Below are 15,373 nucleotides of genomic sequence, written 5' to 3' on the forward strand. Positions count from 1 at the left end.
ACACGTGATACCCGGGAGTATTAATGTGCGTGTTCGCCTCCTTTTTCAATACCTAACCAAACTAGTCTGTCTGGTGTGAAATCTAGTTCAATTTCAACCTTTACTTCAGCGGTTTCAAGGTCATAACCCAATACGTGTTTTGCGTCCGAGTCTGTAACGTAGACGATGTTTTCTGCACCAGAGAAGGCGAGCCTAAAAGTAACATTTTCAGGCAAAGCAGTTAGTTCATGGTCATGAACTTTCACAGTGTGTGCGACTTCCCAGTGATGCTCATCACCTTCGGCATGTTGTTCAAAGATGGTTAGAACACCAGCTGAGTCTAATACAGCAGCGTGAGAGCCATCATAGTTAAAGTCACCACCTGCAATGCTATGGTCTTTTGTGATGGTCCACTCAATTTTTTCAATTTCGTCGTGCTCAGCGTCCACTACAACCAGTTCAGTGCCGGCAATACCGATGAATTGGTGGCTATTTTCGTGACCTCTTAACACGCCGATACGTTGCTTTTCAGCAAAGCTTTCTGGATTTGCGATTTTCTTCGCTGTGAATTCACCGTTTTCTTCTGTGATGATCACAACACCATCACCACATGCAAAAGAAATGTGCTCATGGTTTTGAGCGCTTCCGTGAAGGGCTGGACAGCTCTGTTCAAACACTTTGTCTTGGTCAAAGTGGTCACCATGTTTATGGAACAACCCGATTTGAGTAGGTAATGTAGAAGCCGTCTCAGGGTCGCGAATGGTACTTAAAGTGTATTCACCACGAGATTGTGCTGCACCGTGCATGTTGGTGTCATAGTGGATCTCTGCTAGTTTGTCTTTTTCGCCACCAAGGTAAGCTTCAGAGAAAACGGCCACTTGAGCATTGATTGCATCTTCACCGTTGCCATCAAAGAAGATCGCTGTGTTATTCTCGCCATTTGTAACGTGCGCTGGTTTTACATGGTCAAAAGAAACGTCACTTAATTTTGGCGTCTCTTGATAAGGGTGCATATGATCGCCATGATCTTCTTGCCAAATGCCACCATCAACAAACTCTACTCGCCCGTTGTCAGATTGAACAAGTACGGCATAACGGCTGTGCTCAGTTGCATATACTCTACTCGCATAGTTACTTGAAGCCAGCTCTGCGGCAACTTCTTTATGTTCAATGTCTAATAGGTGGATTGAGTTAGACTCAGGAGAAGTCACCAATAGACGACCAGCTTCACTCACCGAACCATGGTCATGATCATGCTCGTCATGTCCATCTTCCTTTTTAACAGGCTCAACGACTGGTGCATGTTCAACAATGGTAGTTTTAGTATCACCACAAGCCGTTAGTAATGCTGTTGCAACTGCAACGGAGAGTAATTTGTATGCGTGTTTCATATTTCTTTCAATTATTAGAGTAATAAATATGCAGGTGTAATTCCGAAGACACCTTGCATTTGAGATGTTATAAAATAACAATTTGAAAATATGTTATACTATAACGTGTCCGTGGTGCAAGCAGCAATTTAAACAATTATGCAATTTTGTACCCCAAGGGGGTCATGACGTTGTTCACATGGGATTGGACAGAAAAGTCTCAGTTGAGCCAATTTTTAACAGTTGACTGTTAGTGGCTTGGGTCGGTGAGCAATGGTGCTCTTAGTATGCTGAAGGAAAGCCGGAAATGACTAACGTTTTACTCGGATAAAAATATAACTCTAATTGCAATAGCTGCGAAGACGATGAGGAGTAGAATCACTTCGACCCTGTGTACAAGAGATTTTGTTTTTTTGTGTTTTTTTTGGTCCTTAAAAGGCATTTTAAACTCCTCATTTGGATGGCGCTTTTCATAAGCTGCATTGGCTTTTTTAGCAAATGCAGAACGTTTTTCCGGACTTAAATTTTGATTCATCGAATCATGATAATCGACGACTTTTCCTTTCGCTGCTCTTGCTTTAGGTGCGCTACACATTACAACCTCTAACTACAAGTCACTAAAAAGAACGAATAACTCCGCTTAACCGACGCAAATCCCATGCTTTTGCTAAGTGTTTTACGCCCGCTACTATGCGAATATTATAGTACTTTAAGGTTGAGTTGTCGTTTAATTTTCTAAATAAATAAGATTATTATCCGATAAAGTAAGGGTGTAGAATAAAAAACAAACAAAACGTGAATTGTCGAGGTTAATGCAAAAAGGAGTGCGGTATTCGGAGAGCATCAAATGTGTAGATACGTGATTAAATTATTGACGAGCTGCTTGTTCGCGTTGACTATAACCAGTTGCGGGGATGTGGCTAAAAACCCACAGACTGCGTTTTATCGGCTGAGTAAAACACCCATTGAGTTTGGCGTATTTTCCTCTGACGCAACGCTGGCAACATTCTTATCGCAGGGAATGCTAACCGTAAGCAAAGCTGATGGCACCGGTATTCTTCACCAATTTGAAATCGGTGGCAGTAAGGTTACGGGCCTTGCAATTTCACAAGACAGTACGCTACTTGCGGTTAGTTTTGAAAAGTTCATTGTAGTGTGGAATTTAATTAGCGGCGCAGAGTTAGGCAAGTTTAACGTGGTTGGCAGTTCTGAATTCGCGAAGATTTCACACATTGCGCTTTATGCAAAACCTCTTAAGTTATTGGTTGGCATGACTGATGGTACGTTGAACCTACTGGATTTTGAAAATAGTTTGACTAAGCAAGTTAAGTATCATGACGCACGAATAAGTTTTCTTGCACTTGGTTCACATCGACAGCTCATTATAAGTGCCGGTCACGATGGGTTGGTTAGTTTGCATGATGCCAATACATTGGCATCGACCTATCAGTATCGCATGTCAAAAAGGGTAACCAGCCTAGCGCATAATTTTCAGCACAATGTGTTGTTTATATCTGATGCATTAAATGATCAGATTTTGATAAATCCGTTTGCCGCTGAGCTAGCAGTAACAAAGTTAAAATATAAAGAGCGCTTCAGATGGTTTCGGGCCGCAGCAATCAGTCCTGACGGTCAGTATCTAGCGACGGGCTCTAGTAAATTTTGGTGGACATTGTGGCATGCCAGCAATGGGCAAGAAATTGGCGCTTTTGCCATAAAAGCGGCAAGTACAACGGCGTTAATTTTGGATATGCATATAAACAAGCAAAATATATTGACTACTTTGAATAGCGACGGAATTGTTGAACATTGGGATATCAACGCCTTATTAAAAATGAACCGCTAATGGCGCAAACTTTGCTTATTTTGCGTACTTACGGTGCAGTAGGTGGGGCTGCATCAATAACAGGTAATAATGCGCTGTACAAAACGTTAAAAGACTATACTATGTGCATCGCTTATTTATTGCCCTTTAATTTAGAGATCTTGAATCATGTTGTACAGACTATTTCCAATTATTATCGTGCTGATTTTAGCTGGCTGTGAAGACGATATCTCGTTGAGCAATGGCACGGTTACTCAATTGGGCGACAAGGGCATTCTGATAGGTCATTTTTCACAAGATGGCACTAAGCTGGTCACTGTAGATAGTTCAAATTCTCTCTCTGTATGGAATAGTGATACACGGGCACCAGAATTTACTGTGCCTCAAGATAAAATGCCAGATATGGTTAGAGAGGTTGTACTGTCTAAAGACAACAATATGTTAATAGTTGTCGGTGATAATCAACTCAGGTTTTGGTCATTAACAAGCAAAAAACTGGTAACTAAAGTCAATTTTACTGGAGTCAGTGGATACGGATATATTTCTTCCGTGGCGTTATCTCCGGCGATGGACAAGATTGTTGTCGCTATGTCGGACGGTACAGTGAATATGGCGCATTTGCATACTCAAGTGAACAACCAGTTTGCGCCGCATAGCAGACCTGTTATGCACGTTGAGTGGGATGACAAGGGGGAGCTTTTTCTAACTGCGGCGCAAGATGGGAAGCTGGCGTTATGGCGATTTGGCTCGCCAGAGCCTGTATTCACAAAAGAGTTTAATCATAGAGTGACAAGTTTGGCGGTCAGAAACGATTTTTCAGAGTTTTTTGTATCTGATGCGCTTGATAACCAGGTTATCGCTTCACTTATAGATGGTGCAGATAAAAGTGAGCTTAAATATATGGCGCGTTTCAAAGTGTTTAGAAAAGCGCTGTTTATTGAGCAAAGTAGATTGTTGGCTACGTCTTCATCTAAATCTCAGTTGACTATATGGGATACCAAAAGTGGCAATGAGCTAGGTACTTGGCAAATTAATACGGTGAATTCAGGTGCAACCATAGTTGATATGTATGCGCCAAGCAAAGAAAAGCTAGTAACGCTAAGTAGTGATGGGCTACTAGAAGAGTGGGCATTAAATATGTTGGCCAATCGACGGTAACGCAGTGGTGTACCTAGCCAGCAGATTAATAAGGTTATAGGTAATGTACAATGAACAGATGGATTTTGTTTTTACTCCTTTTTGTGGGCACAAGCTCGGCTGAATCAGTGCAGCTCGACGTGTATCAATGTGATAGGTACGCGGCCGAATTGGTCTTTTTGCAGCAAAACACTGAGATGAAGCGATCGGATCAAGCTCGTATAACACGCTTGATTGAACGAATAGAGCACTATTGCGAATCTCCAACGGTGGCAAGAAAGCCCCCAGTTGAAGCACGTGAACGGCAAAGTGTTTTTGGCCATGCGCACTATAGTGACCCTGAAATTTACGCTCAGTGGCAAGCTTTTTTCCAAAAACCTGCAATCTGCCACCATGGAGAGCAAAACTTTCAAAGCGCAGTAAAGTGTGCAGAAATGGTTGCAAAACAAAGACAAGCATTCGAAAGCCGCCTTGATGAACAAAAAGAAGCCAAGGAACGCAATAGGCGTTCTGAGCTAGAGCGTATAAGCATTGAGACATCTAAAGAAACAACGACTGCTTCTAGTGTCTCGCCTGAGCGAGATGATACGTCTTTTCAATTCAATACCGACATTGCCCTAAAGAAAAGCGATGGCCACTTTTCTCGATTTGGTTTTTGGTTGGGCATTGTACTGTGTGGCTATCTCTTCATAGAACTTGTCAAGCGTATGAGTCGCAGTAACAGTACAGTAAACGATAATAAAAGAAGCTTTAAAGCAGCATATCATGCATTGACCAGCAAATTGGACAACAAAAAGTATATTGTTGTGCATCGCAGTATGAGCCCGCTGCTTGAAGAGCTTGATATTGATGGCGTTGCATTGTCTCCTTTTGGGTTATTCGTTTTTGTCTCGTGTCCTTATACTGGAGAGATTGAAGCAAACTTGGATAGTGAAATGTGGCATGTAACACGCGAAGGCGGCGCTCAGTATTTTTTAAACCCATTAAATGCCGTGAAAATACGAGCGAGTAAGCTTGCCGAGTGTGTTGGAGCGAAAAGTGGCGTCAAATACCTTGTCACATTTAATAACGGATGCCAATTTTATCCAGGCAAGCCCGTCAACTGCTTTGAAATTGAACAAGTAGCGTTTGAAGTTATGCGGTACACACAGTTTATTTTTAGCTATGAGCAGTTACGCTACTTCGAGCAGCGATTGTACTCGCAAAGTCATGCACTAGAGGCATCTCATCAAATTGCGAGTTAAGAGTTCCTAAGGCGTGGGCAAAAGATTCTATTTATTTGCTAAATATTGTTATTTTTGATGCGTCTGAAATGAAATAAGGTTACAATCACCGTCCTTTATCACAAGGCACCCTCTAATTTATAGTTACAAAGGTTTCTCAAGTTTCGAATGACCGATCTTACAACTCATGAGGCTTCTCGGAAGCGCTTACTCATTGCGCTTGCATTAACGTGCACGTTTATGGTTATACAGGTTATTGGCGCTTACTTTGCCAATTCTTTAGCTGTACTAGCCGACGCAGGGCATTTATTTGTTCACAATAGCTCTTTGCTCATCGCTCTAATCGCTTCAACTATTGCAGTCAAATTAGCGAATAGCTTTAATGAAGGTTATAAGAAAGCCGAATATACAGGTGGATTGATCAATGGTGTTTTATACGTTTCTATCGCAATTGTTATTTTACTAGAAGCCACCGAGCGGATTGAACTGCACTCTCAGGGGCATACTCATGAAGTGAATACATTTGTGATGTCAACGATTGCTGGAGTTGGCTTTTTGTTTCACGGCGTTGCGGCCTGGGTGTTGTATAAAGGACGAAAAGATAGCATTAATGTTTATGCGGTATTTCTGCATTCGTTTTTTGATCTTCTATCAACGATTTCAACGTTCATTGCAGGTGTCCTGATCCACTTAACGGGCTGGAATATCATTGATGTACTGTCAAGTATGCTGATTTCAAGCTTTGTTTTGTTTACCGGTTTTAAGGTCATTAAAACGTGTTTATCAGGCTTGCTTGATAAAGGGCTTTCTTTGCCTGATGTGGAGGGCGTTGAGCAAGCAATAATCGCAACAGAGCATGTTGAAAGTGTTCACAATGTCACTGTGTCAAATTCGGATAATATCTTGATTGTTGGCGCGCACATTGTGCTAAAGCACCATTGTACAATTGAAATGCATGATGATGCCTGTCGATTCCAAGTCGAAGCGCGACTAAAACAGCTTTTTTCCGTCGAAAAGTGTGTTCTACAAATAGAAAGTCACGATTGTCCCCACCATTAAACTTGGCAAATTACCAGCTTTCCTTTATTTTTTAATAGAATATAAAGAGGAGCTGGTGTTGCTAAATCAATTCGTTAAATTACCCAAAGTAATTATTGCACTTTTTTTAGGCGTGGTTGGCGGGATAGCGAACTTACTCCCTATTTGGTTCTTGGACAGTTCTGAATTCTTGTTTGGGCAGCTGTTTGTGATTTTATGTCTGCTCGCGTTAGGCTGGCGATATGCGATTATCGCGGTTGGTGTTGGTGCGCTGTTTTTACTTTACCGCTGGGGTCATTGTTGGGCTTCACTGGTATTTTTGTTTGAGATCCTCTGGCTGCAATTGTTCTGTATTCGGGCCAACAAACCTCTATTCATAAGAGGACTCGGGTTTTGGGTGTTATTCGGCGTTCCCATTTTGTTTATCGTTGGAAAATTTGTACTTGGCTTAACTTTGCTGGTTATCTTTACTGCATTGGCTAAGTATATGATTAATGCAGCGGTATACTTAGCAATTGTTGATTTGATTTCTCTGTTTTTGTTCAAGCGGGTGTGGCAAGCAAAGTCACTTTATCAAATACTGAATTACATGATTAGCCAGTTGATTATTCTGGTTGTATTGATCACAACTATTGTATTAACAAATAGTCATTACAAGCGCATTGAATACGAGGTAACGGCACAATTACAAGATGCATCAAATAGCGCTCTCAAGCAAATAGATGACTTTCTGCAAAGCTATCGAAGGGCTATTATGGTCGCAGCCCAAGACATTCAATCAGGTGTGAAAAAGCAACAGGTAATTAAACGCCTTGTCGAAACTTACCCAAACTTCCGCACGTCAATAGTGGCAGATCAGGGTGCGTTGGTTACGCATTATTACCCAAAAGCTCTCAAAGTGAGTTTAATTGGTGAAGTTCCCTCCGTGGCTGATCGCGAATATTTCATTCAAGCGCCATATTATCCTAACGGTTACGTGTCGGGTATTTTTCAAGGAAGAGGGTTTGGAAATGACCCAGTTGTGGCTATTTCGGCCCCTCTATACGATGATGGTGAGTTTAAAGGCATTGTGGAGAGCTCCCTATTTTTCGAATCGTTTGAGCAATTTATTCCAAAAGTATTGGCTCAAAAAGGGCATTTGTTGATTTTAGATCATGAGAACAACATTGTTTATAGCTCTCTCAAGTCCGATTTTAATATTTTGGATAATGTTGCCGATCTGCAGTTGAAAGAGCTCACAGAGTCAACCGATCAAATTTATATTAGTAATAACCGTGATGTTTATTACAAACAGAGTGTACAGTCAGATATATTTCAGTGGCGTGTTATCAGTTTAATTGAACGTAAACATGTCAATTTGGCCGTAGCCTCCGCTTGGATCCAGTCATTTATATTGGCACTGTTTATCATTGCAATTAGTAGCTTCTTGGTTAATAGAATGACAAGAGTGTTCACTAAGCCAATTGTCGACCTGAGTCATAGCATTAACTCTTTTGATCCGAGCAAAAAAATGTCAGAAGTGAACAACACCACGGAAGGCAGTTGTTTGGAAGTGATCATTCTACAACAGCAGTTTTCTCAATTGGCATTCAAATTATCAATGAGTTTCACCAAGCTAAATACTGCAAATGATGAAAATGAACAACTCAATCGAAAACTACAAGACTTCAATAAAACCTTAGAGTTAGAAGTTCGGCAAAAAACGGAAGAGCTGATAGGTGCACTTGAAAGTGCCAACAGAGCAAGCTCCGCTAAAAGTCAGTTTTTGGCAAATATGAGTCATGAAATTCGAACACCGTTGAACGGTATCATAGGGATGTCTGAAGCGCTTATTCAGGCTGAACCAGACATTAAAACCAAGGAGCAACTAGATATTATTTATCAATCAGCCCATAAACTGTTGCTGATTTTGAATGATATTTTGGATTACTCTAAAATCGAAGCTGGCGCCTTGCAACTTTCAGTTCAAGACACGGATGTTAAGAAATTCGTGATATCGCTGTCGAGGGCGTTTGAAAAGTCGATCCAAAAGCCAGCGGTGAATTTTACATTTAATCTTGCAGACGATGTCCCTGAAGTGCTGGAGTTAGATGATCTAAGGGTAGGACAAGTTATAAATAACTTGTTGAGCAATGCAGGAAAGTTCACAGAACGGGGAGAAATACAATTTGATATCTATTATCAAAATGAGCAACTAAAGTTCGTAATAAAAGATACCGGAGTGGGTATATCAGAGCTCGCGCAAAAGGACTTATTTGATGAATTTACTCAAGCCGATTTATCAACAACACGAAAATTCGGCGGTACAGGTTTAGGTCTCACAATTTGTAAGAGGTTGGTATCTTTGATGGAAGGGGAGCTTACATTCACGTCTCAAGAGCATGTTGGCAGCGAGTTCGTGGTTAAAATCCCTGCGAAGGTTGGCGGTCGAGTTGTGGTGCCCCAAGCGCGTGTTGGTATTCCAAATTTGCAGCACTGTAAGCTACTTCTGGTAGAAGATAACCCAATAAATCAAATTGTAGCAATGCAGATATTAGCTAAAACAGGTGGAGAAATAAGTAAAGCTAATGATGGATTACAGGCGCTAGATGCGCTGAAGACACAGCAATATGATATCGTTCTAATGGATTGTCAGATGCCTAATATGGATGGCTTTGAATGCACTAGGTCGATTAGGCGCCACCCGGAAGAATATGGGCGACCATATATAATGGCGATCACCGCCAATGCCTTTAGTGAAGATCGTGCTAAATGTCTCCAAGCAGGAATGGACGACTTTATCGCAAAACCCATAGAGTCCGCAGAGTTGTTTGAACGTTTAACACGATGGCATGAGTTGCACTTTGCGCAACAGAATGGAAAAACAAAGTAGGTAAAGTCATTTATAAGGTGAATGGGAGCGAGTACCCAAAAAATAAAATTCTTTATCTATCAATGTTATTAGTAACTATTCGCATTTTTATGTGTAAGTTAGTTGATAACTATTTTTGTTTAGATTAAACTACTCTCAGTTGATGTAATTGAGATTGGTTTTCATTCATGTATATTTGTATCTGCCATGGAATAACAGATAAAAAAATAGCGCAGACGATAGATGACGGTGCAAGATCTATGAGAGATCTAAGTAAAGAGCTGGGTGTAGGCACTCAATGCGGTAAATGCTGTAACTGCACCAAAAAAATATTAAACGAAAAGCTAATCGACATCGTTGATGTGACTGAACAAGTTGCATAGCTAATCAAGGTTTGTAAAAAAGGGCGTCTTATAAACGCCCTTTTTTAATGGATGAAATCACATCTGTGATTGAAGATAGTTTTCTTGACCCATGGTTTTGAGCAACTGCTGCTGAGTTTCTAGCCAGTCAATTTGTTCTTCTTGCTCGTTTTGGATGTTATCAAGCGCCTCACGGCTAATGTAATCTTGTTTTTGCTCGCATAAAGCAATTGCGTTTTGTAGATCTTGCAATGATGTTTGCTCGAATGTCATATTTGCGGCAATCATTTCAGCTACGTTTTCACCTATGTTTAAACGACCTAGATCTTGTAAGTTTGGCAGCCCTTCTAAAAATAAAATGCGCTCGATAAGCCTGTCCGCGTTCTTCATTTTTTGAATAGACACTTTATAATCTGCTTTATCTAGTTTCATAAAACCAAAATCCTTGAACATGCGAGCATGCAAAAAATACTGGTTTATCCCAACTAGCTCGTTAGCAAGTACCTTATTCAAGGCTACGATAACTTCTCTATTACCTTTCATATGCTTCTAATCCTATGCCAGTTGCGATTGTAGATAGTTTTGAATACCAATCTTTTCAATAAGACCAATTTGTTGCTCTAACCAATAAACGTGATCTTCTTCTGTATCGAACAATAACTTTTCTAATACTGCACGAGATTGGTAGTCCTGCTCTTCTTCACAGGCTTTGATTGCGTCTTTTACGCATGCAACAACTTCAAGCTCTAATGTCAGGTCATTTTCCATCATTGATTTCACATCTTGACCGATCAGCAGGTCACGACGTTTGGTCATATTCGGCACGCCTTCTAGGAATAAAATGCGTTTAATAAGCCAATCTGCATGGGTCGTTTCTTCTTCCATTTCATGGTTGAGACGCTCATATAGCTTTGTTAAACCCATGTCTTCATACATGCGAGAGTGGATGAAATACTGATCGATTGCAGCAAGTTCATTTGCCAGCAGCGCATTAAATGCATCAATGATTTTTTGTTTACCTTTCATAGGAGGTTCCTCAAACTCTGACTTTAGAAGGTATTCTATCTTTAGGAAAAAGATTGTCAATAAAAATCCTTTAAAATCAGTGGTTTAACAATTGATTCTTATTCTCATTATCGTTGTCTTTTATGCTTTTAGCACTGCTTGAATTTTGTTCTCTATGTTCTACTGAGCAATTCAAGATTGGGATTTCATATGTAATCCATAGTAATAATTACAATAATGCAAATAAAAACAATTTGCATTAAGGTGTTTGTTTTGTTTATAGTTGTCGGGTGTAAAGCAATCTAAGGGGAGCGTAATGGCCCTAGTAGAACAACCGGAAACTTCAGTGGATACTCCTTTAGAGTACGCCCTAGCACCATGGCAATACGCAATAAAAACAGGTAATCATGCATTTCAGAGTGGTAAGTTTGATTCAGCCCGTGACAAGTATCAAAGTGCATTAAATTTAGCAGGTCATTTGTTAGAGCAATTTGTAAAAAGCAAACCTTGCGATGAACAGCTAACAGCAATTGAGCATTGCTGTCCTGCTTTGGTGGTTGCTGCGCACAATTTGGCTGATTGTTTTCTTGCTTTGTCTAACCCTGAGCGTGCTTGTAGGCAGTTAATAGAAGTGCATTTGGTTATTCTTAACTTGGTCGAAAACGCATCTATTGAAATTGTGGAGATTGCTTGTCACCACTTACACAAAACGAGGCAGGAGTTGATTAATTTTGCTTCATGCCACCCCCATCTTCCTGAGCTGATAGAGAAAGTCAACGCCGCGATGGAGGGGGGATTTACCCGTCCACATATCGTCCATTAAAGTAAATGAGGAAAGACCATGGCTTTTACATTGCCACAACTACCGTACGCTTATGATGCTCTAGAGCCACATATTGATACTAGAACAATGGAGATCCACCATACTCTTCACCACCAAACATATGTTAGTAAGGCAAATGCTGCGCTAGAGGGAACTGAGTTTGCAGATCGCGGTGTCGAAGAGCTACTTGCAAATATTGAGTCACTACCAGATAGTCTTAAAGGCGCGGTTAGAGATCACGTAGGTGGCCACCACAATCACAGTCTGTTTTGGACTATCATGTCGTCTGACGGTGGTAATCTACATGACGGTGAGCTTGCAAAAGCAATTACTAATACTTTTGGCAGCTTTGACGCTTTCAAAGAGCAGTTTACCGCAGCGGCAGTTAGTCGTTTCGGAAGTGGCTGGGCTTGGCTAGTGGTTGATGCTGAAGGCGAGTTGAAAGTAACAAGCTCGTTAAATCAAGACAGCCCTTTGATGAATAACCAAACACCAATTCTAGGATTAGATGTTTGGGAGCACGCGTATTATCTTAAATATCAAAACCGTCGTCCTGAATATATTGCTGCATTTTATAACGTAATCAACTGGACTGAGGTTGAACGACGTTATCTAGAAGCAAAATAACCTTAATCTAGGTTTAAGTACCTTATATACTTATGAGGTACTTTAGGTACCAAAAGCACCAAAATCGTCTCTCTTTCAGTAATACCCCGTAAAAACTCGTTTCCAAGGACATTCGTTCAGCTGTAAGCTATAGTATATTTATAGCCAAGCATTTAACATCAATGCGCACTCTTAATCTTGTTGTGAACTATATGCGTCTATTAGCATTTTTACTGATAATATTGTGGTCATCCATGGCCTGTGCCACCACTTATATGACTTTGTGCTATGAAGACAAAAATATTCCGCCATTTTTTCTCGGAAATGGCTTCGAAGTACCTGATAAGCGCCCTGGTGCGACAATCGAAATTTTACGTAAGCTACAAAGTAATGTACGTACGGTACGGTTTAAATTTGTTCGCAAGCCTTGGCAGAGGTGTTTAAACGATATTCAAAAAAACAAGGTTGACGCAGTCATCGCTTCATACCGTTCTGAAAGAGATAAGTTTTTAAACTTTCCAAGAAATGCTCAAGGGAGTGTCGATGAAAGTTTAGCAATTAGTATGCTAGGGACATGCTTAGTTGGGCAACAAGGGTTAGGGCAAGACGTTGCAAATAACAACTACCCATTAAGCTTGGCCATCCCAAGGGGATACTCTGTTTTACATGTGCTTCAACAAGACTTATACCGTGTCATTCAAACTGATTCGCAAGATGATGCTTACCAACTCGTGTTGAAGGGGTTAGTTGATGGCTCACTTGGTTTGTGCCAAGTGTACGATGAGCAAGTTGCGGGGTTTCCATATAGTGAAACGCTCGATCCTATTTTCCCCCCGATAGATATAAGCTATGGTTATTTGGCCTTATCAGAGGCTTTTTTGCAGCAAAATCCTGAAGTAGCACAAACTTTGTGGCGAGGGTTGGGTTCTATGCCATTGCATGAATATTACTTAGATTACATCAAAAACCCTGTTGAACATAAAATTCCCAGATATTGAATATGGTCAGTATGCAGAAGTTTCTGTAGACTAGCGTGCACTCTAGAATATCCTATCGTTATTATGGCACAACTTTATTTTTACTATTCGGCGATGAACGCTGGTAAATCCACGACCTTACTTCAGTCCGCGTTTAATTATCGAGAACGAGGTATGACCCCATTTATTTTAACCGCTGCTATAGATAACCGCTCAGGTGTTGGCAAAGTTGCGTCACGAATAGGTCTCGAGGCCGATGCGAGTACGTTTGAACCTACAACCAATGTGTTTCAATTGGTTCAGGATGAACATAATCGACACAAGTTAGATTGTATTTTAGTGGATGAAAGTCAATTTTTATCAAAGGATCAAGTTTCTCAATTAACGGATGTTGTCGATTCACTCGGTATTCCCGTTTTGTGTTATGGCCTTAGAACAGACTTTAGAGGCGAGTTGTTTGAGGGGGCGCAATACCTACTGGCATGGGCCGACAAACTGATTGAATTGAAAACAGTTTGCCATTGTGGTCGTAAAGCCAACCATGTCTTGAGATTGGATGAGCAGGGTAATGCCATCGCCGATGGCGATCAAGTGGAAATCGGTGGTAATGACCGCTACGTTTCAGTATGCAGAAAACACTATAAAACAGAACTTAATAGGTTGTAATTTTAACATTTTTTGCCATGCTTAAGGCTATCATTAGACAAATTTGGTAGCCATGCCTAACTCACCTTTTTCTTTTCTTGCAAGTGAATCTTCACAAAATGTGGAGAAGCCGAAGTTGTCTCCATGGAAGGTTTTAATTGTGGATGATGAGCCTGAGATTCACAATGTCACCAAAATGGCGTTATCTAGGTTTGCCTATGAAGATAGGGAGCTGTCATTCATTCATGCCTACTCGAAATCAGAAGCTATTAAATACATGCTTGATGAGCAAGATATTTGTGTTGTGTTACTCGATGTTATTATGGAAACAGATAATGCTGGGTTGGAGTGCGTTCATCAAATACGACAAGAACTCAAAAACCATGATGTGAGGATTATTTTAAGAACAGGGCAACCGAGTACGATCCCAGAACATGAAGTCATGTTGAAGTACGATATCAATGACTATAAAAACAAAGTTGATCTAACTAAATCGAAGTTATACATCACCATGACAAGTGCGTTAAGGGCATATTGTGATATTAAAAAGCAGTCTAAGCTGGCCTCAGAGTTGAAGGATCTCAACGACAATCTTGAAGCCAAAGTTGCACTAAGGACCGCCGAGTTAACACAGCTGAATCAATCTCTTATTGCTGCAAATGAAAAAATCTTAGAGCAGCAAAATTCACTACTTCAATCGGAGAAAATGGCATCTGTTGGTTATTTGGCGTCGGGTATGGCGCATGAAATTAATAACCCGCTGGGTGCAATGAAATGTAACTTTACGGTCCTAAAGGATTATATTAAAGGTCTCAGCCACCATATTAGTGTGCTAAACAATGAGTCACTTAACGGTGATTTAATAGATATATTTGAGCTGCTTGAAGACAATGAAATTGACTTAAATAGAATTGAGCAAATAGTAGCTGCATTGTCCGTATTTAATGGAGTATCAGATGAACGGGCGCAGTTGCATAATTTAACAGAAATATTCACATGTTTTGTCAGTAATCTTAGTACACAAATCGTTTTTGATCATGAGCCTAATAGTGACATCACGCTACTTTGCTGTAGAGAGCAGCTTTTAAAAGTCTTTGATATTTTACATACCAATGCAATTGAATCTGGCGCTCTGCCACGTGATATTTCAGTAAAAGTACGCTTGGGTAGGGGAAACGTGTCTATCTCTTTTAAAGATCAAGGGATTGGTATAGAGCCTACAAAATTGAGCCACATTTTCGATCCCTTTTATTCAAGTAAGCCCGTGGGGCAGAACGTTGGCTTAGGACTTACCATTGCCTTGATGCTAATTAAAAATCATCATGGAGAGTTAATCGCGACGTCTGAGTTGGGTAAAGGGAGTTGTTTTGAAATCCGTATTCCAGTAAAAACAAGCTGAAAAGCTCTTAATAAATCATTGATTCGAAGCTAACTCTCTGCATTACTGGGCGTTTTTCAATTGGCCTCGAGCCATTTTTATTTCATTGCGGAAGATCATATTCTATATTCAATTAGGCAAGCTAAAATGGTTA

At 40.5% G+C, this 15,373-nt stretch carries 15 protein-coding genes; 11 read left to right on the top strand and 4 right to left on the bottom strand.

Annotated elements, in window-relative coordinates; genetic code table 11:
• Positions 1–20: 20 nt before the first annotated feature.
• On the bottom strand, positions 21–1,370 hold the full coding sequence (locus QNM18_RS19745; protein WP_284138218.1) for a hypothetical protein: 1,350 nt from the start codon (positions 1,368–1,370) through the stop codon (positions 21–23).
• Positions 1,371–1,668: 298 nt separating this feature from the next.
• Positions 1,669–1,944 (bottom strand): hypothetical protein, encoded by a 276-nt coding sequence (locus QNM18_RS19750; protein ID WP_211008579.1) that lies wholly within the window; start codon positions 1,942–1,944, stop codon positions 1,669–1,671.
• Positions 1,945–2,265: 321 nt separating this feature from the next.
• Between QNM18_RS19750 and QNM18_RS19755 the strand changes: the two genes are divergently transcribed.
• The 6 genes from QNM18_RS19755 to QNM18_RS19780 all read left to right on the top strand — a co-directional run bounded on the left by QNM18_RS19755 (position 2,266) and on the right by QNM18_RS19780 (position 9,806).
• The gene (locus tag QNM18_RS19755; protein WP_284138219.1) at positions 2,266–3,195 is read left to right on the top strand and encodes a WD40 repeat domain-containing protein; all 930 of its coding nucleotides are present in this window, start codon (positions 2,266–2,268) and stop codon (positions 3,193–3,195) included.
• Between the two features lie 147 nt (positions 3,196–3,342).
• Positions 3,343–4,332: a WD40 repeat domain-containing protein gene (locus QNM18_RS19760; protein WP_284138220.1), complete on the top strand. Its 990-nt coding sequence runs from the start codon at positions 3,343–3,345 to the stop codon at positions 4,330–4,332.
• 50 nt (positions 4,333–4,382) lie between these two features.
• Positions 4,383–5,555, top strand: a complete 1,173-nt coding sequence (locus tag QNM18_RS19765) for an NERD domain-containing protein (RefSeq protein ID WP_284138221.1) — start codon at positions 4,383–4,385, stop codon at positions 5,553–5,555.
• Between the two features lie 147 nt (positions 5,556–5,702).
• Complete coding sequence (locus QNM18_RS19770) at positions 5,703–6,593, top strand: cation diffusion facilitator family transporter (protein ID WP_211008583.1); 891 nt, start codon at positions 5,703–5,705, stop codon at positions 6,591–6,593.
• Between the two features lie 58 nt (positions 6,594–6,651).
• Positions 6,652–9,444 carry a response regulator gene (locus QNM18_RS19775; RefSeq protein ID WP_211008584.1) on the top strand — a complete coding sequence of 931 codons (2,793 nt, stop codon included), beginning with the start codon at positions 6,652–6,654 and terminating at the stop codon, positions 9,442–9,444.
• A gap of 167 nt (positions 9,445–9,611) precedes the next feature.
• Positions 9,612–9,806, top strand: coding sequence for a (2Fe-2S)-binding protein (locus QNM18_RS19780; RefSeq protein WP_023397915.1), 195 nt, complete (start codon positions 9,612–9,614; stop codon positions 9,804–9,806).
• A 57-nt stretch (positions 9,807–9,863) separates the two neighbouring features.
• On the opposite strand, the gene bfr (QNM18_RS19785) is transcribed toward QNM18_RS19780, so the two are convergent.
• The gene (gene bfr, locus QNM18_RS19785) at positions 9,864–10,328 is read right to left on the bottom strand and encodes a bacterioferritin (RefSeq protein ID WP_211008585.1); all 465 of its coding nucleotides are present in this window, start codon (positions 10,326–10,328) and stop codon (positions 9,864–9,866) included.
• Between the two features lie 12 nt (positions 10,329–10,340).
• The gene (gene bfr, locus QNM18_RS19790) at positions 10,341–10,811 is read right to left on the bottom strand and encodes a bacterioferritin (RefSeq protein WP_036975144.1); all 471 of its coding nucleotides are present in this window, start codon (positions 10,809–10,811) and stop codon (positions 10,341–10,343) included.
• Positions 10,812–11,106: 295 nt separating this feature from the next.
• On the opposite strand from bfr (QNM18_RS19790), the gene QNM18_RS19795 reads away from it, so the two are divergent.
• The 5 genes from QNM18_RS19795 (at position 11,107) to QNM18_RS19815 (ending at position 15,240) form a co-directional block, all read left to right on the top strand.
• Complete coding sequence (locus QNM18_RS19795; RefSeq protein ID WP_211008586.1) at positions 11,107–11,613, top strand: hypothetical protein; 507 nt, start codon at positions 11,107–11,109, stop codon at positions 11,611–11,613.
• An 18-nt stretch (positions 11,614–11,631) separates the two neighbouring features.
• Positions 11,632–12,240: a superoxide dismutase gene (locus QNM18_RS19800; protein WP_211008587.1), complete on the top strand. Its 609-nt coding sequence runs from the start codon at positions 11,632–11,634 to the stop codon at positions 12,238–12,240.
• Between the two features lie 161 nt (positions 12,241–12,401).
• Entirely contained in the window at positions 12,402–13,217 is an 816-nt protein-coding gene (locus QNM18_RS19805) for a type 2 periplasmic-binding domain-containing protein (protein WP_284138222.1), read from the top strand.
• A gap of 63 nt (positions 13,218–13,280) precedes the next feature.
• Positions 13,281–13,862 (top strand): thymidine kinase, encoded by a 582-nt coding sequence (locus QNM18_RS19810; protein WP_211008589.1) that lies wholly within the window; start codon positions 13,281–13,283, stop codon positions 13,860–13,862.
• 52 nt (positions 13,863–13,914) lie between these two features.
• Positions 13,915–15,240 (top strand): ATP-binding protein, encoded by a 1,326-nt coding sequence (locus QNM18_RS19815; protein ID WP_284138223.1) that lies wholly within the window; start codon positions 13,915–13,917, stop codon positions 15,238–15,240.
• Positions 15,241–15,373: the final 133 nt, after the last annotated feature.

The sequence above is a fragment of the Pseudoalteromonas obscura genome (assembly GCF_030135505.1).
In the GTDB taxonomy this organism is placed as follows: domain Bacteria; phylum Pseudomonadota; class Gammaproteobacteria; order Enterobacterales; family Alteromonadaceae; genus Pseudoalteromonas; species Pseudoalteromonas obscura.